Here is a 22,925-nt window from a genome sequence, read left to right on the forward strand (position 1 = left end):
CCGAGTACTGGATCGACAACCTCTGCGGCACCGTCCATCTGGACGCTGCCGTCGAATCGGCCGTAAGCCGGGGATACACCTCGATCGTGGAGATATCGCCGCATCCGGTGCTGGCGCCGGCCGTACGGGACTATCCCGAACTGGCCGACTCCGTCTGCGCGGCCGCGCAGCGCGACGGCGAGGTCGCCGCCCTGCTCCGGACCGTCGGCGCGATGTATGTGCGGGGGCGTCACGTCGACTGGTCGATCCAGGGCCCGGCTGCCGGTCCGGTGATCGAACGGCGGTGGCGGCGAAAAGCTTTCCCACTGCTCACCCGCACCACGACCGACCCCGGGCGCGAGCGTCTCGACGATCACGTGGTGGACGGCGTGCCGACCGTTCCCGCCGCGTATTGGATTCGGCGCCTGCTGGATTCGGCACCCGGCCCGATTCGGCTGGCCGACTTCGCGGTGCACGAACGCACGGATATCGCCGATCTCGCGGCGGTCGGCTACCGCAGCGGTTCGGATCTGCGCGTACTGCTGGGGCCGGTGTCGCTCGCCTCGGCACGTGCCGACAGCGCCGCCGCGCCCGCCGACATCCTCGGCTGGATGCGCACGGTGGACCACCATCGAACCTCCGTTGCGGCAGCGGACGAACTCGATATCGACGAGTTCTACGCATCCCTGCGCCACCGCGGACTCGACTACGGTCCGCGCTTTCGCCCGCTGGCGGCCGTTCGTGCCGGAAGCCGTACCGCGGTCGGCGTCTTCGATTCGATTCCGCTGTCCACCGCCGCGCTCGACGGCTGTCTGCAGCTGATCGCCGCCGCCGGCCGGGAGGTACTGCCCGCGGACGGACTCACGGTGCCCGCGGCGATCGCGTCGGTGTGGCTTTCCGATGCGCAGCGCGTGCTGCTGACCGAGGCGCACGCGTTCGTACGGGAGCACGAGCCGGGCGGCCTCCTGTGCGATGTCATCGCGCTGGACCAGGACGACGCCCCCGCACTCGCGTTCATCGGTGTGCGGATTGCCTTCTCGGGCAAGGGTTTCGTCTCGGGGCGAGCGCCGGGTTTCCGGTCCGGACACACCTCCCGCCCATCCGGAGACACCGAGTTCGGCGGCGACCGTTCCGGCGCCACCGCCGACGACGGCCCCTACACGCAGCCGGAGAAAACTCGCACACCGGTTTCGGATGCGCCGCGCGAATCAGGCAGTGCCGGTGTCGATTTCGGCGGCATCGCGAGCGCGGGGATGCACGTGCTTCGCGGGCACACCGCCGTGCGGGGACGAGCCGAGTACGACGCCACGGTCGCCACGGCACCCGAGTGGGCGAACTCCGTACTGCGCGAGGAACAGTGGATCGCCTCGCCGTTCTCCGCCCGAGGTGCGGAGGCGGTGAATCCGGTGATCGAGCGGGTTGCGGTCGTCGGGGAATCGCGCCTCGCGAAGTCGATCGCCCGCGCCCTGGACCGGCATATCCCCGCCGAGCGGATCGCCCGCGAGCCCGGCGAGTCGACGGCCTTGTCGGCGGCAGCTGGACGATCGGCCCCCACGGCTGTCGTCCTGGTCTGGCCGGATACGGGCCCGAGCGGTACGGGGACCGACGCCGCACGCGGCGATTCGCTCGTCACCGGCCTCGGGCAAGCCATGCGCGTCCTGCAGCAGGTGATCGCCGCGGAAACGACGGCGAGCCTCACCGTGGTGCTGCGTCATCCGGCATCCGCCGCACACAACGCCGTCGCCGCACTGGTACGGACCCTGCAGTTGGAATCCGGCCGACCGGTGCGCCTGATCTGGTCCGACGAATCAGGCGCCGATGCCGTAAGCGACCTCGTGCTCCGTTCGGGTGGGCCCGCGGAAGTGCGTGTCGAAGGTGCGCGAACGCTCGTGCGGCGGTTCCGACGGCTCGGAGGAACCGGTTCCGCGGTTCCGCTCTGCGCCGACGGGACCTACGTGGTCACCGGCGGGCTCGGCGCGCTGGGGGCCGCCGCGGTTCGGTGGCTGCTCGAACAGGGAGCGCGCGATGTCGTAGTCCTGACCCGGCGTCCCCGGCCGCTGCCGCCGCTACTCGACGGCGCCGAGGACCGGGTGGTGGTCGTGCGCTGTGATGCCGCCGATCGCGCGGACCTGGCCAACGCGCTCGACGACATCCGGGCATGCGGATCGACGATTCGCGGCCTGGTGCACGCCGCGGGCATGTTGCAGGACGCCGAATTCGACAGGGTGACAGGCGAATCGCTGGCATTGCACTTCGGACCCAAAGTGACCGCTGCCATCTCACTGATCGAACTGACAGCGGACGACCCGGTCGACTTCACCGTCCTGTTCTCCTCCGCGACCGGGCTTTTCGGCGCCCCCGGACAGGCCGCGTACGCCGCGGCGAATGCGGCTCTGGACGCGCTGGCGCTCGGCGCCACCGGCCGATCGGTGACCAGCATCGCCTGGGGCAGCTGGGACGCCGGACTCGCCCGCTCGGCCGGGGGCGCCACGCATCTGCGAACGGCCGGCATCACGCCCTTCGATGTCGCCCGCGGCATGTCCGTGCTCTCCGCGGTCCTCGGCCGACCGCAACCGGTGGTGCTCGCGCTGGATTACACGCCCACCGACGACTCCGGCCCGATCGCAGCCCGGCTGCGCGAGGCGCTGATTCCTGCTGCGCCGCACCATGATTCTTCGTCGCGGCCGGACCGGCGGGTTCCCTCCGCGCCTCGGCGACCACCGCAGAGGACCGGCTCACTGCCGGTCGGTCCGGCACGCGAAGCAGCACCGGCCGATACCGTGACGAACGCGGAGGAGGTTCGGCGCATCGTTCGCGCCACAGTCGCCGGCGCGCTCTCGCGCCCGGTCGAATCCGTCGATTCCGATGCCGACTTCGCGACGCTGAACCTCTCCTCGCTTCTGGCGATCGATCTACGACGCCGTTTGGAGGCCGGGCTGGGAATTCGTATCGCAACGGCCGAGCTGTTCGACAACCCCTCCGTCACAGCCTTGTCGGCGGCACTGGCAGCGCGGTTGCCGCGACAGGAGTGATATGACCGACCGATTGGCGGCGGCCGTTGCGGCGCGGGCTGCGGAAGCACCGGACGATCCGGCCTTCACCGCCCTCTCTCATCCCGGCGGCCGACCGGTGACGGTCACCGTGACGACCTCGGAACTGCACCGCGCGGCGGGCGCACTGGCAGCCGCCATCCGCGAACGGTCGGTGCCCGGTGATCGCGTCGCCATTCAGTGCGAACACGGCCTGGACTATGTCGTCGCCTTCCTCGGCTGTCTCTACAGCGCACGCACCGCCGTGCCGCTGTTCCCGGACACGTTGCGCCACAATGCCGGCCGGTTGCGAACGATCCTCGGCGATGCCGAGCCGAGGCTGTGTCTCGTCTCGCCCGGTTCGGCGCAGCCGGTGCCCGGCGCCCGAGGTCCCGATGCCGATCGCCTGCCGCACCGCGAACTCCTCACGGTCGATGCGCACGCTCGCACCGACGATGTCCGAGTGGATACGGTCGGCGCGCATCCCGCCTACCTCCAGTACACCTCCGGGTCCACCACTTCGCCTGCGGGAGTGTGTGTTTCCCATGTGAACCTCGCTGCGGCACTGGATCAGCTGCATGGCGCCCTGGCACCGGCCGACGATGGCCCGATGGTGAACTGGCTCCCGTTCTTCCACGATATGGGCCTGGTGTTCGCCCTGGCGCTGCCGCTGTATCTCGGCGTCCATGCGATCACGCTGCCACCGGCCGATTTCGCCAAACGGCCGATCCGATGGCTGCGCGCGTGCAGCGACTATCGCGCGACCGCGACCGCGAGCCCGAATTTCGGTCTGTCCCTGGCGGTTTCGGGTACCAGCGCGGAGGAACGCGACGGTCTCGATCTGTCGCCGCTGGATCTGCTGCTCAACGGGGCCGAACCGATCCGCGCCACCGCCCTGGGCGCCTTCACCCGTACCTTCGCACCGCACGGGTTTCGCCACCGGGCCCACACCGCGGGATACGGCTTGGCGGAGGCGACCCTTCCGGTCACCATCTCGCGCCCGGAGGCGGAACCGGTCTGCGTCGAATTCGACCGCGCCGCCCTCGGCTCGGGCCGGGCGATCGTCGCGTCCGCGCGCCATGCGCTCGGCGGCCGGGCGGATGGTATCGCCCTGGTCGACTGTGGCCGTCCCGCCGGGCAAACCGTGCTCATCGTCGACCCGATCACTCTCACCCCCCGCGACGACGGTTTTGTCGGCGAGATCTGGGTGCAGGGCCCGAATGTCGGTGCGGGATATGCGGGACTGCGCGAGCGGACCGCCGCCACCTTCGGCGCGGTGCTGCCCGGCGAGCCCGGAACATGGCTGCGCACCGGCGATCTCGGTGTCGTCCACAACGGGGGTCTCTACATCGCGGGACGCTTGCGCGACACCATCGTCATCGACGGCCGCAACCACTTCCCCGCCGATATCGAAGCCACCGCCGCCGACGCGGCGCCCGAACTGCGGCCCGGGCATATCGCGGCGTTCGGTGTCGATACCGGTGAACGTGAGGACCTGGTGATCATCGCGGAAATGACGAGCCCACAGCCCGCCGCGAACGATCTCGGCCGGCGGGTCCGGGCCGCGGTGGCGACGGTGCACGGCATCTCGCCGGCGGAGGTGCTGTTACTGCCGCGCGGCGCGATTCCGAAGACCTCGAGCGGAAAGCTGCGCCGGGGCGAGTGCCGCGAACTCTATCGGGCAGGGAAGTTCGGCGGCGGCACCGGCATCGAAGCGGAGCCCCGCCCCGCGACCTCAGGTCGAATCGCGGCCGAGTAGCCGATCGGTCTCGCGGCGTTCGCGCTTGGTGGGCCGTCCGGCACCGCGGTCGCGCTTGGGCATCGCGGCGACGATTTCGGGTGCGGGCGGGGGAGGGCTCTTGTCGATATAGCACTGCGTGGCGATCGAAGCGCCGACGCGTTTGACGACCAGCCGGACCACGACGACGATACGTTCGGCTCCGGCATTACGGACCCGCACCTCATCACCGGACTTGATCTGATGAGCGGGTTTGACGGCGGTGCCGTTGACACGTACGTGACCGCCGCGGCACGCGGTGGCCGCAGCGGATCGAGTTTTGAACAGCCGGACAGCCCAGATCCAGGAGTCGACCCGAGCTGTAGCTGGTTGTGCCCGTTCCAGTTTCGCTCCTCACAGTAGGCCCGGCGGATCACCGCCGGGCCATGCTGTCGAGCGAAACGACTAGGCGACGCGGCGTGCGGTGACGACCGAATCAGGATCCAGATGCGCGTAGCTGACGGTCTCACCCGACTGCGGCGCCTGGAGAATCTTGCCATCCCCGGCGTACATGGCCACATGGCCGCCGCCGTTCTGGATGACCAGGTCGCCCGGCTTCAGGTCCTGGAAAGCGACCGGCTTGCCGACATGCGACTGTTCGAAGCTGGTACGCGGCAGCTGAATTCCGGCCTGCTTGTACGCCCACTGCACCAGACCGGAGCAGTCGAAGTTCGCCGGACCGGAGGCGCCCCACACGTAGTCGGCGCCGATCTTGCTGCGCGCAGCGTCGAGGGCGACGTCGCCGACGCCGTGCTGCTGCTGCGGCTGGCCGAACATGCTACCCATCGGGTTCTGCGCGGCGTTGGGGATGCTGGGCGCGATCGCCTGCGAGCTCAGCGCCTGCTGAACTCCCTTGATCTGATCCGCGTGATCGGCGAGCACCTGGTTCGCCTGGCTGACCTGCTGGTCGAAATCCGAACCCAGCGGAACGTCGAAGTTGCCGACGCCGGGAACGTTGATCGTGGCCGCCATGGCCGGAATCGCCGGTATCGCACCGGTTGTTGCCGCTACTGCGCCGCAGACCAGCGCACCCTTGACGGAATTCGGCAGCCGAGATTCCCGTTGCAGACTGTGTTTACCCACCGAGCTGAGTCTCCTGTTTCTTCCTTGCCCACGCGCCGACCGGGTTAGCTGACGGGTTCGGACCGGGAAGATTCGGCCCTACCCCATCGACCTTGCGACCGAAGAGGATTCACCCCAGTAACCTGGGTCCCCGGTTCAGCGATCGAGCTGCCCACTCGACTGCTGATTAGGCGGTGACTCAGCGGGCCGCCCCTCTAATGAAGCGACATACTCCGCGAAGTCACGAAGAGATTACGACGGCTCGGTGTTGTTGTCCACCCCACACGACGGCGTGTCTGCCCGCGTGTCGCCAAATCGCCAGGACCACCCCCGATTACAGCCCGGCGAATCGATCTGCTATGGAGATCACGACACGGTATCCACGGCCTTGCGCTCGTTATCGAAACGAGTCGCCCGGGCGTTACACCGGCGGCCGGTTCACTCGCCCTCGCCGCGCGGCCGGACCGCGCGCTCCAGTTCCGCGATGCGACCACGCGCGTCCGCCAGTTCGGTTTCCAGCCGGCCCAGGGCGATCACGAGGGGACCGACCGCGAGATCGGCCACCAGTTGCGGATCGTCGTACCCCTGCGCGATCGCGTGCAGGATGTTGTCGCGAATCTGCCGCGCCACGCTCGCTCCGGCGGGCACGTCCCAGGATCCGACGACCTCGGCCACCGTGGGGTTCGGCCGATCGCCGGACTGCTGATCTTCCGAATCGGTGGACATGACCCCTCCTGCGGACATTTCGGACCTCGATCGGCCCCCAGCGTAGAGCGCACGGCGCCCGGTCACCCCGCGCGGCGGCTGCCATTCGATTGGATAGCGCAATCTAGGACATCCCGTATATATCCCGAGATTTCGGTGCGAACGCGCTACGGTGTCGGGGCATGGACCCCGTGCGGAATCCGTATGCCCCGGGCGCCGGCCAGCGCCCGCCCGAACTCGCCGGGCGCGACAAACAGCTCGACGCGTTCGACATCGTGCTCGAACGCATCTCGCGCGGACGTCCCGAACGCAGTGTGATGCTCACCGGCCTGCGCGGCGTGGGAAAAACGGTGCTGCTCAATCAACTTCGGTCCACGGCCCGCTCGCGCGGGTGGGGAACCGGCAAACTGGAGGCCCGCCCGGATCAGGAATTGCGACGGCCGCTGGCCTCGGCGCTGCATATGGCGGTGCGCCAGATCGCGGTCGCCCATCGCAATCCCGAGATGGTCGACGATTTCCTGGGCATCCTCAAGGCCTTCGCCCTGCGCGCGACCGCCGACAAGGGGATGCGCGAACGCTGGCAACCCGGAATCGACGTCCCGGCCGTCACGGGACGCGCGGACTCCGGTGACATCGAGATCGATCTGGTGGAGTTGCTCCTCGAGGCGGCTCAGCTGGCCCGCGATATCGGCGTCGGCATCGCCGTGTTCATCGACGAGATGCAGGATCTGGGACCGGCCGACATCTCCGCCATCTGCGGCGCCTGCCATGAACTGAGCCAGGAGACAGCGCCGCTGATCGTGGTGGGCGCCGGCCTGCCACATCTGCCGGCCGTGCTCTCGGCCTCCAAGAGCTATTCCGAGCGACTTTTCGGCTACCACCGCATCGACCGGCTCGATCGCGATTCCGCGGATCGCGCGCTGATCGCGCCCGCCGAGCGCGAGGCGGTGGAGTTCACCGAGGAGGCGCTGAAAGCCTTGTACGACAAGGCAGATGGCTACCCCTATTTCGTCCAGGCCTACGGTAAGGCCACCTGGGATGTGGCCGCCCGTAGCCCGATCGGCGCCGAGGATGTGGAACTGGCGGCCCCGGCGGCCGAAGAGGAACTGGCGGTCGGCTTCTTCGGCTCCCGCTACGAGCGGGCAACTCCCGCCGAGCGCGAGTACATGCGGGCGATGGCCGATCTGGCCGGCGACGACGGGCCGGTACCGACCGCGGCGGTCGCCAGGGAACTGGGTCGCAAACCCGCGTCCCTGTCTCCGGCCCGGGACGGGCTCATCAAGAAGGGGCTGATCTATTCGGCCGAGCGGGGCACCATCGGCTTCACGGTGCCACATTTCGGGCGGTATCTGCGCGGCGTCCAGTAATTCTTCGTCTTCCGATTTCGCCGTAGGCCTACCAGCGAGTAACTAACTCTCCTACACTCGAATGTGATCCTGGTCACGTTTCGAGGGAGGATCCCATGGCGACAGCCGCGAAAGTTCACGCCACCGAAGAGCAGGCCCGCGCACTGGTCGAGGAATCGCGCGAAAGCACCTGGGCCAAACCGTCGTTCGCCAAGCAGATGTTCCTCGGCCGGTTCCGGCTCGACCTGATCCATCCATATCCGCAACCGGCTCCCGACGACGCCGCGCGGACCGAGGCCTATCTGGAACGCCTGCGGGCCTTCTGCGAGACGCTGGACGGGTCGGTCATCGAGGCCGAATCGAAGATCCCCGACGACTACGTCCGGGGCCTGGCCGAACTCGGCTGCTTCGGGCTCAAGATCCCGCCGGAATACGGTGGGCAGGGCCTGTCGCAGGTCGGCTACAACCGGGCGCTGATGATGGTCGGCTCGGTGCACGCGAGTTTGGGCGTACTGCTGTCGGCACATCAGTCGATCGGCGTACCGGAACCGCTGAAGCTGGCCGGCACCGAGGAACAGAAGCGCGAATTCCTGCCCCGGTGCGCGCGGGGCGCGGTCAGCGCCTTCCTGCTGACCGAACCGGACGTCGGATCGGACCCGGCCCGGATGGCGAGTACCGCGACCCCGACCGCCGACGGCGAGGCCTACGAACTCGACGGCGTGAAGTTGTGGACGACCAACGGTGTGGTCGCCGAACTGCTGGTGGTGATGGCGCGGGTGCCGAAGAGCCCCGGCCATCGCGGCGGGATATCCGCCTTCGTGGTGGAGGCCGACACCCCCGGCATCACCGTCGAGCGCCGCAACGCCTTCATGGGTTTGCACGGGATCGAGAACGGCGTCACCCGCATGCACAAGGTCCGGGTGCCGGCGCGCAATCTGATCGGACGCGAGGGCGACGGCCTGAAGATCGCGCTGACCACGCTCAACGCGGGACGGCTGGCCATCCCCGCCCTGTGCACCGCGGCGGCGAAGTGGTCGCTGAAGATCAGCCGCGGCTGGTCGGCGGCGCGCGTGCAGTGGGGCCGCCCGGTCGGTGAACACGCGGCGGTCGCGTCGAAGATATCCTTCGTCGCCGCAACCGCTTTCGCGCTGGAGGCGGTCCTCGAACTGTCCGGGACGATGTGCGACGAGGCGCGCAACGACATCCGCATCGAAGCCGCACTGGCCAAACTGTGGGCCTCCGAGATGAGCTGTCGCATCGCCGACGAACTGGTCCAGATCCGCGGCGGCCGCGGCTACGAGACCGCCGCCTCCCTGCGCCATCGGGGCGAGCGCGCGGTACCGGCCGAACAACTGGTGCGCGATCTGCGGATCAATCGGATCTTCGAAGGTTCCAGCGAGATCATGCGGCTGCTGATCGCCCGGGAGATGGCCGATGCGCATATGGCCGCCGCGGGTGCGCTCGTGGATCGCCATGCGGCACTGAAGGACAAGGCAACCGCCGCGGTCGGGGCGAGCGGCTTCTACGCGAAATGGTTCCCGCAGTTGGCGGTCGGCCGTGGCACGCTCCCCGCCGGCTACACCGAATTCGGGCCGCTGGCAACGCATCTGCGCTTCGTCGAGCGGATGTCGCGCAAGCAGGCGCGCGAACTGATGTACGCGATGGCGCGCTGGCAGGCGAAACTCGAATACCGGCAGGGGTTCCTGGGCCGCCTCGTCGATATCGGCGCGGAACTGTTCGCCATGTCGGCGGCGTGCGTCCGGGCCCAGGCCATGCGCGCCGAGGACAGCCGGGACGCGGCCGCGGCGACGGAACTGGCCGACACCTTCTGCCGCCAGTCCCGATTGCGGGTCGAGGCCGCCTTCGACGCGCTGTGGGACAACACCGACGACGCCGACACCGCGCTGACCCGGCAGGTGCTCGAGGGCCGCTACGAATGGCTGGAGTCGGGCGTGCTCGATCCGAGCGAGGGCACCGGTCCGTGGATCGCGGAGTGGGAATTCGGCCCGTCCACCGAGCACAATCTGCTCACCCCGTTCCTGCCGTCCACGCGCACGGCGGCCGACGTGTAGCGATCCATCGGGAAATCTAGGGCTGTCTAGTTTCAATGATCGAGAGCCTCAGATTTCCCGATGGCACGTCACTCAGGCGAGATCGCCGAAGAATCTGCGCAGGTCGGCCGCATATGCCCCCGGCTGATCCATCGCGATGAAATGGTGTCCCGCCGGATTACCCTCCGGCCAGTGCACGATCTTCGCGGTGCGTTCGGCGAGCCGGCGGATGCCCGGTGCGCCGCTGTACACCCCGGTCGGGACCTGCGCCGAACCGGTCGGCCAGGCGAAGCCGGTGCTGTCGTAGTACGACCACGCCGACGTCCCGAAGCTCTGGGTGAACCAGTAGATGCCGACGGTGGTCAGCAGCGCGTCGCGGTCGATCGCCGCATCGAGCGCGCCGGCGGCGCTGAAGTCGGTGTACTTCTGCACCATCCAGGCCAGGGCGGCGGCGGGTGAATCGTTCCACCCGATCGAGAAGGTCTGCGGCGCCGCACGCAGCAGCCCGTGATGATCCACGCCGTTGACCCAGTCCGCCGACATCATCGCCTCGTAGCCGGCTCGTTCGGCATCGGTCAGGACCGGCACATCGGCCTCGGTGGGGAAGCCGAGACCGGCGGTGATGTAGAGCCCCGCCACCCGGTCGGGCGCCGCCTCGGCCATCGCGGTGCCCACGTAGGTGCCCAGGTCGCCGCCCTGTACGCCGTACCTCTCGTAGCCGAGCCGGGCCATCAGTTCCACCCACATCCGGCCGACACGGTCTGTGCTCCAGCCGGTTTCGGCAGGCGCGGCCGAGAATCCGTATCCCGGCACCGACGGTACGACCACATGGAAGGCCCGCGCGGGATCGCCGCCGTGCGCCCGGGGGTCGACGAGAAGGTCGATGAGGCCGGCGAATTCGGCGAAGGTGTTGGGCCAGCCGTGGTTGAGAACCAGCGGCAGCGCCTCCGGCTCGGGCGAGCGCACGTGCAGAAAGTGCACATCGACACCGTCGATCTCGGTGCGGTACTGCGGGAAGCGATTGAGCCGGGCTTCCTGTGCCCGCCAGTCGTATTCGGTGCGCCAGTAGTCGGCCAGTTCGCGGAGCCGAGTCACCGGCACACCCCGGCTGCCCTCCGCGCCGGGCAGTTGCGGCGCCCAGCGCGTCCGCTCGAGCCGATCGTGCAGATCGTCGATATCGGACTGCGGAATGTCGATGCGGAAGCCGCGGATCTCTGCGCTCATGCACACCACGCTAGGGGCGATATAGGTCAGTTTCGGTCCTAGTGCCGGGAGCCGGAGTCGAGTTCTTTCTAGGGCTTTCTATGAATCTCAGTAGAGATGGAAATATTCTGACGATTCCCCTCGCGCCGGATCGTCGGCGAACGACCGGCAGCAGTTGTACAACTTCTGCATAACACCAGGTTATGACCGTTAACGCGACGGCAATCAAATCCGACATCCGGGCAGGTACGGACTCTGCAGGAGGACGTCATGTCCACGACGATCGCCACCCGCGTCACCGTCTGCGCCGACGACGGCACCCCTTTGGCCGCCTGGACCTTCGGTCCGCCCACGGCCTCGGTGACCGTGGTCTTCGTCCACGGTCACTGCCTGCGGACCGAATCCTGGTGGTTCCTGCGAGATCAGCTTTTGCGGCACTGGGGCTCCGGCACCCGGATGGTGTTCTACGACCACCGCGGTCACGGCGATTCCGCCGGCGCCGATCCGATGACCTACACCATCGACCAGCTGGGCCACGATCTCGACGCGGTCCTGCGGGCGGTCGCGCCGACGGGCCCGGTCGTGCTGGTCGGCCATTCCATGGGCGCGATGGTGGTGCTGGCATACGCTCGCCTGTTCCCGGCCACGATCGGCACCCGGTTGGTCGGCGTCGGGCTGATCGCCGGGGCGGCCGCCGGCATCACCGCGGTGGGACTGGGCCGATTGCTGAACCGGCACACCGTGACCTCCCTGCGGGTCGTGGTCCAGCGGGCGCCGCGGGCGCTGCAGGTGTCGAAGCGGTTGGGGCGCCGCGTTTTCGAGCCGATGGTGCGAGAGGCGAGTTTCGGCTCGCGGCGGGTGAATCCGCGCATGGCCGCACTCGCCACCGCGATGCTCAACGACACCCCGCTGCCGACCATGGCCTACTTCCTGGATTCACTCATCCACTTCGACGAGACGCCCACCCTGCGCCTGCTGTCGGATCTCCCGGCCCTGGTTCTCGGCGGATCGGCCGACATCATGATTCCGTTCGCGCATTCGGTGGTCCTTGCCGCGCAACTCGGCGGCGCCGAACTGGTCCGGCTCGACGGCGCCGGACACAGCGTCATCCTGGAGCGCGCCGAGGAGGTGGCGGTGGCCGTCGCGGCACTCGTGGACCGCGCGACCGGAACACCGGCCGTCACCCACGGAGGTCGTGGAGCCGAGACCGCCGCGCTTCCGGTTCTCGCCACGCTCGTCGGGATGGAGTCCCCGTCGGTCGCGGCGCCCCTGCCGACCGCCGGATGAGGTTCGCGCACCGCGCGGGGCGCGCAGGTGGCGAGATCTTTTTCCATCTGCGACGAGCCAGAACGCGAATGATCACGTAATGTGTTGTAGATCACGATGTGCGGTCCGTCACAGGTTTGATCTTGCCCGCGGGCGGGATCCGATCCGGTGATCGGCCCGGAAGCACCAGGAGGTTTCGATGACACGCAGTGAGATCGCAGAACTGCGCTTCGCGGTCGGACAGCTCCGGCAATGCGTCGGCGCGTTGCGCACCCACTACGGAGATGCCAACTCGGTCCGCCGACTGGAGAACGATCTCGAACGACTCGCCATCGACGCCGAGGAATTCGAGCACACCCCGCCGCCCGAGGTGGACAGCCGCCGGCAGCAGGAGGTCATCTACGTGCCGGACAGCAAGTCCGACGAGGCGGCGTGGATGGGCGCACAGGACGAGGGTCTCGGCTTCCATTCGAGGCCGCGCACCAAGTAACCCGGCGTTCACCAGCAGCACGGGTCGTCGCGGCGGCCGTCCATTCCGCCGTGACGGCGCTGCGGCCCGCCGGTTCCCAACCCCGCCGTATTCGCGAAGAAGGTCCGAAGTAGCTCGTCATTCACTCGTTGCACCGCCGCCGTCGAACGCTCAGAAAATGTGGCGCAAATCATAGGACGGAGCGGCGACAGATCTTGTCTGGACCGGCCTCGAGTCATAGCCCGGTTGTCGTATGGTGCTCAGCATCACATTCGACGCCGGAGGTAACGATGACGTTCCACGGGGTAGACCAGCGAGGCAGCTTGCAGTGAGCGCAGCACCGACACGCGCCCCCGAGGCGGGCACGGGAGTTTTCAGCAAAGGCCGCGCGGCCATTTCCACGCGCACTCTGCGTACCGACCGATGGTGGGTCCCCCCACTGCTCACGGTGCTCGGACTGGCCGCATTCATCATCTACGCAACCGTGAGAGCCTTTGTGCGAACGGCATATTGGGTCTCCGACTACCACTATCTGACGCCGTTCTACTCACCCTGCGTGAGTACCTCGTGCGTCGAGGGTTCGAGCCACTTCGGGCACTGGGTCGGCAACCTGCCGATGTGGATTCCGCTCGGTTTCCTGGTGCTGCCGTTCCTACTGCTGTTCCGGTTGACCTGTTACTACTACCGCAAGGCCTACTACCGCGCGGTGTGGTTCTCGCCGCCGGCCTGCGCGGTCGCCGAACCGCACGGCAAATACACCGGTGAGACGCGGCTTCCGCTGATCATCCAGAACGTGCACCGCTACTTCTTCTATATCGCGGTCGTCGTGTCGGTGGTCAACACCTACGACGCGGTCATGGCGTTCCACGGCAAGGACGGCGGTTTCGGCTTCGGCCTGGGCAACATCGTCCTGGTGGTGAATGTCGTTCTGCTGTGGGCATATACGATCTCGTGCCACTCCTGCCGGCATATCACCGGCGGCCGTCTCAAACACTTCTCCGCCCATCCGGTGCGCTACTGGATGTGGACGCAGGTGTCGAAGTTGAACACGCGGCACATGCAGCTGGCATGGACCACGCTGGCCACCCTGGCGATCACCGACTTCTACATCATGCTGGTCGCCAGCGGGACCATCTCCGATCCGCGTTTCATCGGTTGATTCCGGCGACAGACAACGCCATAGAGCCCCATTCCTCAGTGTCCCAGGAGTATTCGTTTCATGCCTGAAGTCGAACGGCACAAGTACGACGTCGTCGTGATCGGTGCCGGTGGCGCCGGCCTGCGTGCGGTGATCGAAGCGCGCGAACACGGCCTCTCGGTGGCGGTGGTGTGTAAATCGTTGTTCGGCAAGGCCCATACGGTCATGGCCGAAGGCGGATGCGCCGCCTCGATGGGCAATGCCAACGAGAAGGACAACTGGCAGACGCATTTCCGCGACACCATGCGCGGCGGAAAATTCCTCAACAACTGGCGCATGGCCGAACTGCACGCCCAGGAAGCACCCGACCGGGTGTGGGAGCTGGAGACCTACGGGGCGCTGTTCGACCGGACGCCCGACGGGCGGATCAGCCAGCGCAACTTCGGCGGGCACACCTACCCCCGCCTCGCCCATGTCGGCGACCGCACCGGGCTCGAGATCATCCGCACGATGCAGCAGAAGATCGTCTCGCTGCAGCAGGAGGATTACGCCGCGACCGGCGACTACGAGGCCCGGATCAAGGTGTTCGCCGAATGCACGATCACCGATCTGCTCAAGGATGGCACGGGCGCCATCTCCGGTGCGTTCGGGTACTGGCGGGAGTCGGGACGGTTCATCCTGTTCGAGACCCCGGCGGTCGTGCTGGCCACCGGCGGGGTGGGCAAGTCCTACAAGGTCACCTCGAACTCGTGGGAGTACACCGGCGACGGTCACGCCCTCGCGTTGCGGGCCGGTGCCTCGCTGATCAATATGGAATTCCTGCAGTTCCATCCGACCGGTATGGTCTGGCCGCCGAGTGTGAAGGGCATTCTGGTCACCGAGGGTGTGCGCGGTGACGGTGGCGTGCTCAAGAACACCGAGGGCAAGCGCTTCATGTTCGAGTACATCCCGGCGGTGTTCAAGGGCCAGTACGCCGAGACCGAGGACGAGGCCGACCAGTGGTTGCGCGACAACGACTCCGCGCGCCGCACCCCGGACCTGCTGCCGCGCGACGAGGTGGCCCGCGCGATCAACGAAGAGGTCAAGGCCGGGCGCGGCACCGAGCACGGCGGGGTGTACCTCGACATCGCGTCCCGGCTGCCGGCCGCCGAGATCATGCGGCGGCTGCCGTCGATGCATCACCAGTTCAAGGAGCTGGCCGATGTCGACATCACCAAGGAGCCGATGGAGGTCGGGCCGACCTGTCACTACGTGATGGGCGGCATCGAGGTCGATCCCGACACCGGCGCGGCCACCGTGCCCGGATTGTTCGCCGCCGGTGAATGTTCCGGCGGTATGCACGGATCCAACCGCCTCGGCGGCAACTCGCTGTCGGACCTGCTGGTCTTCGGGCGACGCGCCGGGCTGGGCGCGGCCGCCTACGTCGAACAGCTGGCTCAGCGCCCGGCCGTAGCCGACGCCGATATCGACGCGGCCGCGAAATCCGCACTGGCACCCTTCGATCCGCCGGCCACGGGGACCGGGGAAAATCCGTACACCCTGCACACGGATCTGCAGCAGACGATGAACGACCTGGTCGGCATCATCCGCAAGGAGCACGAACTCGAACAGGCCATCGGGCGCCTGGCCGAGTTGCGTGAGCGCTACGACAGTGTGACCGTCGAGGGCCACCGGCAATTCAACCCCGGCTGGCATCTCGCACTCGACCTGCGAAACATGTTGCTGGTCAGCGAATGTGTCGCGCAGGCGGCGCTGCTGCGCACCGAGAGCCGCGGCGGTCACACCCGCGACGACCATCCGCAGATGGATGCGCAGTGGCGCAATCGGTTGCTGGTGTGCCGGATCGATCCGGACGGTGTCGGCCAGACCGTGCCGCCGGTGACGGTCACCTCGGAGGATCAGAAGCCGATGCGGCCGGATCTGCTCGCCCTGTTCGAGTTGAGCGAGCTGGAGAAGTATTACACCCCGGCGGAGACCGCCGCTCATCCCGCGGCCGCCGAATCATCCGCGAAAGGGGATGAGTAGCAATGGGTTACGATGCCCACTTCCGCGTGTGGCGCGGTGACGACGACAAGGGCGAACTGCAGGACTACACCGTGGAGGTCAACGAGGGCGAGGTCGTCCTCGACATCATTCACCGGTTGCAGGCCACCCAGGCTCCGGATCTGGCGGTGCGCTGGAACTGCAAGGCCGGTAAGTGCGGTTCCTGTTCGGCGGAGGTGAACGGCCGCCCGCGCCTGCTGTGTATGACCCGAATGTCGACCTTCACCGCCGACGAGGTGGTGACGGTGACGCCGATGCGCACCTTCCCGGTGATCCGCGACCTCGTCACCGATGTCTCGTTCAACTACCAGAAGGCCAGGGAGATACCGTCTTTCACGCCGCCGGCCGATCTGAAGCCCGGCGACTACCGGATGCAGCAGCGCGATGTGGAACGTTCGCAGGAGTTCCGCAAGTGCATCGAATGTTTCCTGTGCCAGAACACCTGTCACGTCGTGCGCGACCACGAGGACAACAAGAACGCCTTCGCGGGGCCGCGGTATCTGATGCGAGTGGCCGAGTTGGAGATGCATCCACTCGATGTGGCCGACCGGCGCGAGATGGCGCAGGAGGAGTTCGGGCTCGGCTACTGCAACATCACCAAGTGCTGCACCGAGGTGTGCCCGGAACACATCAAGATCACCGACAATGCCCTCATTCCGATGAAGGAAAGGGTGGTGGATCGCAAATACGACCCCATCGTCTGGTTGGGTAACAAATTGTTCCGGCGATAATTCGACGGCGGAATCGGCGACGATATTCATCGCTGATTCCGCCGTTGATTTCGTCCGTTTCGAATAAGGGAAATCAGGTAGCCGGTCGGTTCGCCGACCGGCTACAGCATTGTCACGACCCCGATCGCGACCACCGCGACCAGTGCTCCTACCAGCAGCGACGAGAGCATGGCCCCGGTCAGTACGTAAACCCCGACGGCCGATACCACGAACAACATTCCGACGATCAGATGTTCGACCCAATCACCCGGAAGCAGTTTGCGGTACCGAGGTGGGGTATTTCTCAGCCCGCGATCCATGTAGTTTTGATTACCCGATCACGTCCGGGGTAAACATACGTTCGTTGCGAAACGGGTGCGGTTTCGTGATCTGCGGGCAAATATTCGGGGCGCGGATTCGGGGGCGCGGCGCTGGGGCATGCCCGACGTGTTCGCAGGTAGCGAGGCTCGAGCGGATGCGAAAAGTCCTTTTCTCCCAAGCTGTTTCAGTGCTGACGATTCGCTGGGAATCGGACGGGATCGGCGATTCCGCCCCGCGCAGCGCCGATCTGATGGATGCTGGGAGTGTGCTCGCAGCGGGCCCCCGGAGTCGGTTCGCCGGGCACAGTCGGGTATCGCATGCAGGAACGAGGAGTCATGGCTGTTCATGTCATCGGGTCGTCGTTGATGACCAGCGAACTTTCGTCCGCTTCGACCGGCCGCGCCGCGACCGGACCACAGGATCCACCAGCTCCACCGCGCCGCCGGTTCGCGGCGGGGGTGTCCGAATGCAACTGACGAATCTGCACATGCCGGTCGCCGGGCTGCTGCGCTGCGGCGCCGATCCGGGCATCATGACCGTCGAACAAGCCCATGCCGCAATGCAATTGCACCTCGACTGCACCGTCGATACGTGCGTGGTCAGGCGGCGGGCGCGGGCGGTGCTGGTCGAACAGGGCCGCTGCGTCCTCGACGATCGGGCCATCCCGTGACCGCGTTCGCCGGGGGAGGCGCCCGGCATGCCGCCCACCGACACGCACGGCACCGGGTCGGTGGTGGATACCGCGCGACCGGCCGGCTACCGGAGACCCGGCCGCTACCCGTCGTCGGCGCGCACCGCCCACGCCATGCGCGACGCAGCGGACCGGATCTGTACGACCGCATCGTTCTCGCGATTGCCGGTTGGCTGCTGGCGATCCGGATCGCCTTCGTCGGAGACCATGTGATCGACGAGGTCTGATGGCGCGCGCCGGACGCTCGGGGATGACGTCCGGCGCCTCCGGGCGCGCCGTCGCCCGGCCCTGAAGAGACGGGGGTTGCGGGTCGCGCCGATCCACCTATTCTTCTCGGTAACGGGCGGGGTCCGCGTGTCCAGGTTCCTGCACGACCGAGAGGAACCACATGGCCCGCAACCAGTACGCGGACGAACGCTGGCCCGAGGTCCCCGAGGAGGAGTACTGGGCCGACGAGCCGGTCCCCGCGGACGACCGCTGGGATCCGCCACCGCCGCGACGGGCCGCCAATCCCCGAGTCGCCGAACCGTCCGACGATCGGTGGGAAACCACACCGAACCGGCGCCGGCCGACGGCCGAAGCCGAGGACGACCGCTGGGACAGCGCACCCAATCGCCGGCGCACCGGCCGACTGCGGGTCGAGGTGCCGCCGATCGTCAATCCGTACGCGATCGTGGCGCTGGTGGCCGCTCTGCTCGGATTGTTCCCGGTGGCAATAGTATTCGGGCTGATCGCCTTCAGCCATCCGCGCGGGCGGGTGATGGCGATGTCGGCCCTGTTGCTCGGCCTGGCCGAGGTGTTGGTTCTCGCTGCGGCGCTGGTGCTTTCGGGCGTCACCCTGCCGCACACCACGCTGGGCACGGTTCCCGCCGCACTCAGCACCGACACCGTCACCTCGAATACCGCGACCTCCCGCACCGTCGCACCGTCGACGGTGATGACACCTCCGCCCACCCCACCGGCCACCACCACGGCCGCTCCCGCCGGGCCCGTCTCGGCGGCCAAGGGAGAGGTGTGCACGCAGGCCCAGGCCGGATTGATCGGGTCCGCGAGCGACGGCGCCACCCTGCTGTGCCTGCACGGCAGCAGCGGCTATCGCTGGACCGGGCCGTACTCGGTGTCGACCGCGGTGTACGAGGGCGGCGCGAAATGCGATCCCGGTCTGGACAAGACGGCCCGCACCCCGGACGGGCACGCACTCGTCTGCGAAGGACAGGGACGCAGCAGTATCTGGTCGCTGTGGGTGGAATAGCGGCTGCCGCCGCGGGGGTCGAATAGCGGCTGCCGCCGCGGGGGGTGGAATAGCGGCGCGTACCGTTCTCTCACAGCGAATGTTCCGAGAGGTACAGGAGGACCGCCAATGGCTGAACGCGTTGCCGTCGTCACCGGCGCGGCACGAGGCATCGGGGCCGCGATCGCGACCCGGCTGGCTCAGGACGGACTGAAGGTGGGCGTACTCGACCTGGACGCGGCGCACTGCGCCGATACGGTCCAGGCGATCACCGACGCCGGCGGCCGGGCCGTCGCGCTGGGCGCCGACGTCTCGAACGAGGATTCGGTCGCCGCCGCGGTGACGAAGCTGGCCGACGAGCTCGGACCGCCGACCGTCCTGGTCAACAATGCCGGCATCCTGCGTGACAATCTGCTGTTCAAGATGAGCGTCGACGACTGGGACGCCGTGATGAACGTGCACCTGCGCGGCGCCTTCCTCATGAGCCGCGCGGTGCAGAAGTACATGGTCGACGCCAAGTGGGGTCGCATCGTGAACATGTCGAGCAGTTCGGCGCAGGGCAACCGCGGCCAGGTCAACTACTCCGCGGCCAAGGCCGGCCTGCAGGGCTTCACCAAGACCCTCGCGCTGGAACTCGGCAAATTCGGCGTCACGGCCAATGCCATCGCGCCCGGCTTCATCGTCACCGATATGACCGCCGCGACCGCCGAGCGGGTGGGCGTGCCGTTCGAGGACTTCCAGAAGGCGGCCGCCGCCCAGATCCCGGTGCAGCGGGTGGGCCGGCCCGAGGATATCGCGCATACCGCGTCGTTCCTGGTCAGCGAGGGCGCCGGCTTCGTCTCCGGACAGGTCGTCTACGTCGCAGGCGGTCCGCTGGACTGAGCGAGCCCGACGCCGGTATCGGGTGCCCGGTAGCGTCACCTGCTGTGAACCGACGAGCGGTTCGTCGTGCCGTGACGAGTTGGGTGCTGCTGGCGCCGAGCCTGTTCGGGATCGGGGTCTTCCTGATCCTGCCGATCGTGCTGGTCGGCTGGCTCAGCCTGCACAGCTGGAATCTGCTCGGGCCCATGGAATTCGTGGGCCTGCGCAATTGGCGCTCGGTGCTGTCCGATGGCGCATTCGGCCGTTCGCTGCTGGTGACGGGTGCGCTCACCCTGCTCGTGGTGCCGCTGCAGACCGTCCTCGGATTCGCGGTGGCCGCGCTGCTGGTGCGCCGGCGTGCCGGTGGTGTGTTCCGGGTGCTGTTCGCACTGCCCTGGATGTGCGCGCCGGTGGCGGTCGGCGTGATCTGGCGCTGGTTGTTCGCACCCACCGACGGTGCGCTCAACGCCCTGCTGGGCCGGCGGATCGAATGGCTGGCCGATCCGGCGCTGGCCCTGCCTTCGGTTGCGGCGGTGAGCATCTGGTCGAACGTGGGCTATGTGGCCCTGTTCTTCGTCGCGGGGCTGCGGGCGATCCCGCCGGAGATCCACGAGGCGGGGGCGCTGGACGGGGCCACCGGCTGGCGGCGGATTCGCTGGCTGACACTGCCGCTGCTGCGCCCCACCCTCTTCTTCGTCCTGGTCACCGGGACCATCACCGCGTTCCAGACCTTCGACACGGTCTACGCGCTGACCAAGGGCGGGCCGGCCGATCGCACGAATGTGGTGGCGATGCAGATCTTCTCGGAAGCGTTCGACGCGGCGCGGCCCGGCCGGGCGGCGGTCATGGCGATCGTGGTGTGCGTGATCATGCTGGCGATCACCGTGCTCCAGCACCGCTACTTCCGCACCAGGACCAGCTATGAATTCTGATGTCCGGCACCGGTCTTCGGCAGCTGTGCGATCGGTCGCCGCATACCTGCTGCTGCTCGCGGGCGCGCTGTGTACGGTGGCGCCGCTGGTGCTGGGCACGTTCACGGCCGTGAAGACACCGGGGCAGTTCGCCACGGAATCCCCGCTCGCACTCCCGGATCCGACGACCTGGGACAACTTCCGCGCCGCGTTCGAGCACGGGTTCGGCCGCGCGGTGCTGGTGACGGCGTTGATGACCGCGTTCATCACCGCCGGGCAGCTGATCACCTCGATCGCCGCCGCATACGCGTTCGGGTGCACCGAGTTTCGCGGCCGCGATCTGCTGTTCTGGATCTATCTGGCGACCATGATGGTGCCGCCGATCGTCACGTTGATTCCGCTGTATCTGATGTTCGCGCACCTGGGATGGCTGAACACCTTCTGGGCGCTGGTGCTGCCGTTCGTCTTCGGCTCGCCGTACGCGATTTTCCTGCTGCGCCAATACTTCCGGGGCATACCGCGCGAGTTGATCGGGGCGGCGCGGCTGGACGGCGCGAACACCCTCGATGTGATCGTGCACGTCGTGGTGCCGATGAGCCGTCCGATTCTGGCGACACTCGCGGTGATCACCGTGGTGACCCAGTGGAACAGCTTCCTGTGGCCGCTGGTCGCCGGCTCGGGCCGCTGGCAGGTGCTCACGGTGGCGACCGCGGATCTGCAGACCCGCTACAACGAGCAGTGGACGCTGGTGATGGCGGCGACGACGCTGGCGATCGTGCCGCTGCTGGTGCTGTTCGTGGTGTTCCAGCGGCAGGTGCTGCGTTCCATCGCATGGACGGGCCTGAAATGAGAGCCGTGAAGACCTCGACGCTGAACGTGTTCGCCGTCGTGCTCGGCGTGGTCCTGCTGGTGACCGCGGCGCTGTGGCTCGGCCACGACGACGAGGGCGGCGCGGGTCGCACGGTGATCCGGCTGCGGATCTGGGATGCGAGTTTCGTACCGGCCTATCGCGCCGCACTCGACGAATTCCAGCGAGCCGAACCGGATGTCGAGGTCCGGATCACGGTGGTGCCGTGGGCGTCCTATCAGCAGAAATTGCGCCTCGACGTGGCGGGCGGCACGGTGGACGACCTGTTCTGGACGAATCTGTACACCGATTACGCCGATGCCGGGCGGCTGGCCGATATCGGCGCGATGCTTGGACCCGAGGCGGTGCGGCAGTGGGATCCGGGCGCGGTGGAGCAGTACACCCGCCACGGAAAGCTCTGGGCGGTACCGCAATTCGTGGACGGCGGTACGGCGGTCTACTACAACCGCGACCTGCTGACCGCGGCCGGAATCGACCCCGCGGAGCTCGCCCGCGCGACCTGGAATCCGCACGGACCGGATTCCTTCGAGCCGCTGCTGCGCCGGATCACCGCTGCCGCGCCGTGGGCTTACAACGCCGCCAACGATTTCCAGTCGCTGTCGCTGCCGTATCTGGGATCGGCGGGCGGGCGATTCCAGGACGGGGATCGGTACGTCTTCGACAGTCCACAGGGTGTGGATGCCTTCGGGTATCTCGTCGGACTGGTTCGGGCAGGGCTCACCCCGCCGGCGGCCGATACCCGCAGCGGCAGTGATTTCGCGAAGAACGCCTTCCTGCAGGGCAAGCTGGCGTTGTTCCAATCCGGGAGTTTCACGCTCGCGCAGATCGCGCAGCAGGCGCGCTTCGGCTGGGGGATCGCGATGATTCCGGCCGGGCCCGCGGGGCGGGTGAGCACCGACAATGCGATCGGCATCGCCGCGGGCGCCCACACCGCCCATCCCGATGCGGTGCGGCGCGTGCTGACCTGGCTCGGCAGCGCCGCCGGCAACCGCTATCTGGCGGCCGGTGGGCAGACCATACCGGCGGTGGTGGCGGATCAGCATCTGTACCGGGACTATTGGGCGGCGCGAGGGATCGACGTGTCCCCGTTCTTCGATGTGCTGAAGGGGCCGCGGATCGCGTCGGGCGGCGGGCCGGGATTCGCGGCCGCGCTGCAGGCGATCGACCCGATCTTCGACGAGATGTTCCTCGGCCGCGTCCCGGTGCCCGAGGCATTGCGTCGCGCCCAGGCCGCCGCGCAGGCGACGGCGCAGCGCTGATCCGC

At 67.7% G+C, this 22,925-nt stretch carries 21 protein-coding genes and 1 riboswitch; of the genes, 16 read left to right on the top strand and 5 right to left on the bottom strand.

Translation table 11 applies throughout. The features are described 5' to 3' along the window. Positions 1-3,011 (top strand): SDR family NAD(P)-dependent oxidoreductase (locus RJ03_RS26845; RefSeq protein ID WP_036507235.1); only part of this gene is annotated, 3,011 nt, incomplete at its 5' end. Between the two features lies 1 nt (position 3,012). Beyond that, positions 3,013-4,767 carry a fatty acyl-AMP ligase gene (locus RJ03_RS26850; protein ID WP_063820448.1) on the top strand — a complete coding sequence of 585 codons (1,755 nt, stop codon included), beginning with the start codon at positions 3,013-3,015 and terminating at the stop codon, positions 4,765-4,767. Here the strand turns inward: RJ03_RS26850 and RJ03_RS26855 are convergent. The 3 genes from RJ03_RS26855 to RJ03_RS26865 form a co-directional block, all read right to left on the bottom strand. Then, entirely contained in the window at positions 4,744-5,130 is a 387-nt protein-coding gene (locus tag RJ03_RS26855) for an RNA-binding S4 domain-containing protein (RefSeq protein ID WP_036507237.1), read from the bottom strand. The two genes, RJ03_RS26850 and RJ03_RS26855, sit on opposite strands and share 24 nt — an antisense overlap. Positions 5,131-5,190: 60 nt before the next feature. After that, entirely contained in the window at positions 5,191-5,868 is a 678-nt protein-coding gene (locus tag RJ03_RS26860; RefSeq protein WP_063820449.1) for a C40 family peptidase, read from the bottom strand. 18 nt (positions 5,869-5,886) lie between these two features. Beyond that, a riboswitch (cyclic di-AMP (ydaO/yuaA leader) is annotated at positions 5,887-6,051 on the bottom strand. A 234-nt stretch (positions 6,052-6,285) separates the two neighbouring features. Beyond that, complete coding sequence (locus RJ03_RS26865; protein WP_036507240.1) at positions 6,286-6,573, bottom strand: hypothetical protein; 288 nt, start codon at positions 6,571-6,573, stop codon at positions 6,286-6,288. Positions 6,574-6,734: 161 nt separating this feature from the next. On the opposite strand from RJ03_RS26865, the gene RJ03_RS26870 reads away from it, so the two are divergent. After that, positions 6,735-7,919 (top strand): ATP-binding protein, encoded by a 1,185-nt coding sequence (locus RJ03_RS26870; protein WP_036507243.1) that lies wholly within the window; start codon positions 6,735-6,737, stop codon positions 7,917-7,919. 95 nt (positions 7,920-8,014) lie between these two features. Further along, a complete protein-coding gene (locus tag RJ03_RS26875; RefSeq protein ID WP_036507246.1) occupies positions 8,015-9,970 on the top strand; it encodes an acyl-CoA dehydrogenase family protein in 1,956 nt (651 codons plus the stop codon). 72 nt (positions 9,971-10,042) lie between these two features. Here RJ03_RS26875 and RJ03_RS26880 read toward each other — a convergent pair whose 3' ends face one another. Further along, positions 10,043-11,173 carry an epoxide hydrolase family protein gene (locus tag RJ03_RS26880; protein ID WP_036507250.1) on the bottom strand — a complete coding sequence of 377 codons (1,131 nt, stop codon included), beginning with the start codon at positions 11,171-11,173 and terminating at the stop codon, positions 10,043-10,045. A gap of 249 nt (positions 11,174-11,422) precedes the next feature. Between RJ03_RS26880 and RJ03_RS26885 the strand changes: the two genes are divergently transcribed. The 5 genes from RJ03_RS26885 to RJ03_RS26905 all read left to right on the top strand — a co-directional run bounded on the left by RJ03_RS26885 (position 11,423) and on the right by RJ03_RS26905 (position 16,799). Then, positions 11,423-12,439 (top strand): alpha/beta fold hydrolase, encoded by a 1,017-nt coding sequence (locus RJ03_RS26885; protein ID WP_083871358.1) that lies wholly within the window; start codon positions 11,423-11,425, stop codon positions 12,437-12,439. Between the two features lie 178 nt (positions 12,440-12,617). Next, on the top strand, positions 12,618-12,908 hold the full coding sequence (locus tag RJ03_RS26890) for an Rv0250c family protein (RefSeq protein WP_036507253.1): 291 nt from the start codon (positions 12,618-12,620) through the stop codon (positions 12,906-12,908). A gap of 307 nt (positions 12,909-13,215) precedes the next feature. After that, positions 13,216-14,046 (top strand): succinate dehydrogenase subunit SdhC, encoded by an 831-nt coding sequence (gene sdhC / locus RJ03_RS26895; RefSeq protein WP_036507256.1) that lies wholly within the window; start codon positions 13,216-13,218, stop codon positions 14,044-14,046. Between the two features lie 60 nt (positions 14,047-14,106). Further along, entirely contained in the window at positions 14,107-16,050 is a 1,944-nt protein-coding gene (locus tag RJ03_RS26900) for a fumarate reductase/succinate dehydrogenase flavoprotein subunit (RefSeq protein WP_036507259.1), read from the top strand. A gap of 2 nt (positions 16,051-16,052) precedes the next feature. Beyond that, positions 16,053-16,799, top strand: a complete 747-nt coding sequence (locus RJ03_RS26905) for a succinate dehydrogenase/fumarate reductase iron-sulfur subunit (RefSeq protein WP_036507260.1) — start codon at positions 16,053-16,055, stop codon at positions 16,797-16,799. A gap of 101 nt (positions 16,800-16,900) precedes the next feature. On the opposite strand, the gene RJ03_RS26910 is transcribed toward RJ03_RS26905, so the two are convergent. Continuing rightward, positions 16,901-17,098 (bottom strand): hypothetical protein, encoded by a 198-nt coding sequence (locus RJ03_RS26910; RefSeq protein WP_036507263.1) that lies wholly within the window; start codon positions 17,096-17,098, stop codon positions 16,901-16,903. Between the two features lie 467 nt (positions 17,099-17,565). Here RJ03_RS26910 and RJ03_RS26915 point away from each other — a divergent pair, with 467 nt between their 5' ends. The 7 genes from RJ03_RS26915 to RJ03_RS26945 all read left to right on the top strand — a co-directional run bounded on the left by RJ03_RS26915 (position 17,566) and on the right by RJ03_RS26945 (position 22,920). Further along, entirely contained in the window at positions 17,566-17,769 is a 204-nt protein-coding gene (locus tag RJ03_RS26915; protein ID WP_036507264.1) for a hypothetical protein, read from the top strand. Then, the gene (locus RJ03_RS26920; protein ID WP_036507266.1) at positions 17,766-18,017 is read left to right on the top strand and encodes a hypothetical protein; all 252 of its coding nucleotides are present in this window, start codon (positions 17,766-17,768) and stop codon (positions 18,015-18,017) included. Before RJ03_RS26915 ends, RJ03_RS26920 begins: the two co-directional genes overlap by 4 nt. Positions 18,018-18,178: 161 nt before the next feature. Next, a complete protein-coding gene (locus RJ03_RS26925) occupies positions 18,179-19,042 on the top strand; it encodes a DUF4190 domain-containing protein (RefSeq protein WP_036507267.1) in 864 nt (287 codons plus the stop codon). A 108-nt stretch (positions 19,043-19,150) separates the two neighbouring features. Next, positions 19,151-19,903, top strand: a complete 753-nt coding sequence (gene fabG, locus RJ03_RS26930) for a 3-oxoacyl-ACP reductase FabG (protein WP_036507270.1) — start codon at positions 19,151-19,153, stop codon at positions 19,901-19,903. A gap of 44 nt (positions 19,904-19,947) precedes the next feature. Further along, positions 19,948-20,814: a carbohydrate ABC transporter permease gene (locus RJ03_RS26935; RefSeq protein ID WP_036507273.1), complete on the top strand. Its 867-nt coding sequence runs from the start codon at positions 19,948-19,950 to the stop codon at positions 20,812-20,814. After that, a complete protein-coding gene (locus RJ03_RS26940; protein WP_051025298.1) occupies positions 20,804-21,643 on the top strand; it encodes a carbohydrate ABC transporter permease in 840 nt (279 codons plus the stop codon). Before RJ03_RS26935 ends, RJ03_RS26940 begins: the two co-directional genes overlap by 11 nt. Beyond that, positions 21,640-22,920, top strand: a complete 1,281-nt coding sequence (locus tag RJ03_RS26945; RefSeq protein WP_036507277.1) for an ABC transporter substrate-binding protein — start codon at positions 21,640-21,642, stop codon at positions 22,918-22,920. The genes RJ03_RS26940 and RJ03_RS26945 overlap by 4 nt, the downstream gene beginning before the upstream one ends. The last annotated feature ends 5 nt before the right edge of the window (positions 22,921-22,925 follow it).

This window comes from Nocardia aobensis NBRC 100429 (assembly GCF_000308375.1).
Taxonomy (GTDB): domain Bacteria; phylum Actinomycetota; class Actinomycetes; order Mycobacteriales; family Mycobacteriaceae; genus Nocardia; species Nocardia aobensis.

Bases quoted from the DNA above. Each gene is read 5' to 3' on its own strand.
- RJ03_RS26875 (WP_036507246.1), top strand. From the start codon at position 8,015: ATGGCGACAGCCGCGAAAGTTCACGCCACCGAAGAGCAGGCCCGCGCA.
- RJ03_RS26880 (WP_036507250.1), bottom strand. From the start codon at position 11,173: ATGAGCGCAGAGATCCGCGGCTTCCGCATCGACATTCCGCAGTCCGAT.
- RJ03_RS26925 (WP_036507267.1), top strand. From the start codon at position 18,179: ATGGCCCGCAACCAGTACGCGGACGAACGCTGGCCCGAGGTCCCCGAG.
- RJ03_RS26885 (WP_083871358.1), top strand. From the start codon at position 11,423: ATGTCCACGACGATCGCCACCCGCGTCACCGTCTGCGCCGACGACGGC.
- RJ03_RS26870 (WP_036507243.1), top strand. From the start codon at position 6,735: ATGGACCCCGTGCGGAATCCGTATGCCCCGGGCGCCGGCCAGCGCCCG.
- RJ03_RS26865 (WP_036507240.1), bottom strand. From the start codon at position 6,573: ATGTCCACCGATTCGGAAGATCAGCAGTCCGGCGATCGGCCGAACCCC.
- RJ03_RS26850 (WP_063820448.1), top strand. From the start codon at position 3,013: ATGACCGACCGATTGGCGGCGGCCGTTGCGGCGCGGGCTGCGGAAGCA.
- RJ03_RS26905 (WP_036507260.1), top strand. From the start codon at position 16,053: ATGGGTTACGATGCCCACTTCCGCGTGTGGCGCGGTGACGACGACAAG.
- RJ03_RS26915 (WP_036507264.1), top strand. From the start codon at position 17,566: ATGCAACTGACGAATCTGCACATGCCGGTCGCCGGGCTGCTGCGCTGC.
- RJ03_RS26940 (WP_051025298.1), top strand. From the start codon at position 20,804: ATGAATTCTGATGTCCGGCACCGGTCTTCGGCAGCTGTGCGATCGGTC.
- RJ03_RS26910 (WP_036507263.1), bottom strand. From the start codon at position 17,098: ATGGATCGCGGGCTGAGAAATACCCCACCTCGGTACCGCAAACTGCTT.
- fabG (WP_036507270.1), top strand. From the start codon at position 19,151: ATGGCTGAACGCGTTGCCGTCGTCACCGGCGCGGCACGAGGCATCGGG.
- RJ03_RS26900 (WP_036507259.1), top strand. From the start codon at position 14,107: ATGCCTGAAGTCGAACGGCACAAGTACGACGTCGTCGTGATCGGTGCC.
- RJ03_RS26945 (WP_036507277.1), top strand. From the start codon at position 21,640: ATGAGAGCCGTGAAGACCTCGACGCTGAACGTGTTCGCCGTCGTGCTC.
- RJ03_RS26890 (WP_036507253.1), top strand. From the start codon at position 12,618: ATGACACGCAGTGAGATCGCAGAACTGCGCTTCGCGGTCGGACAGCTC.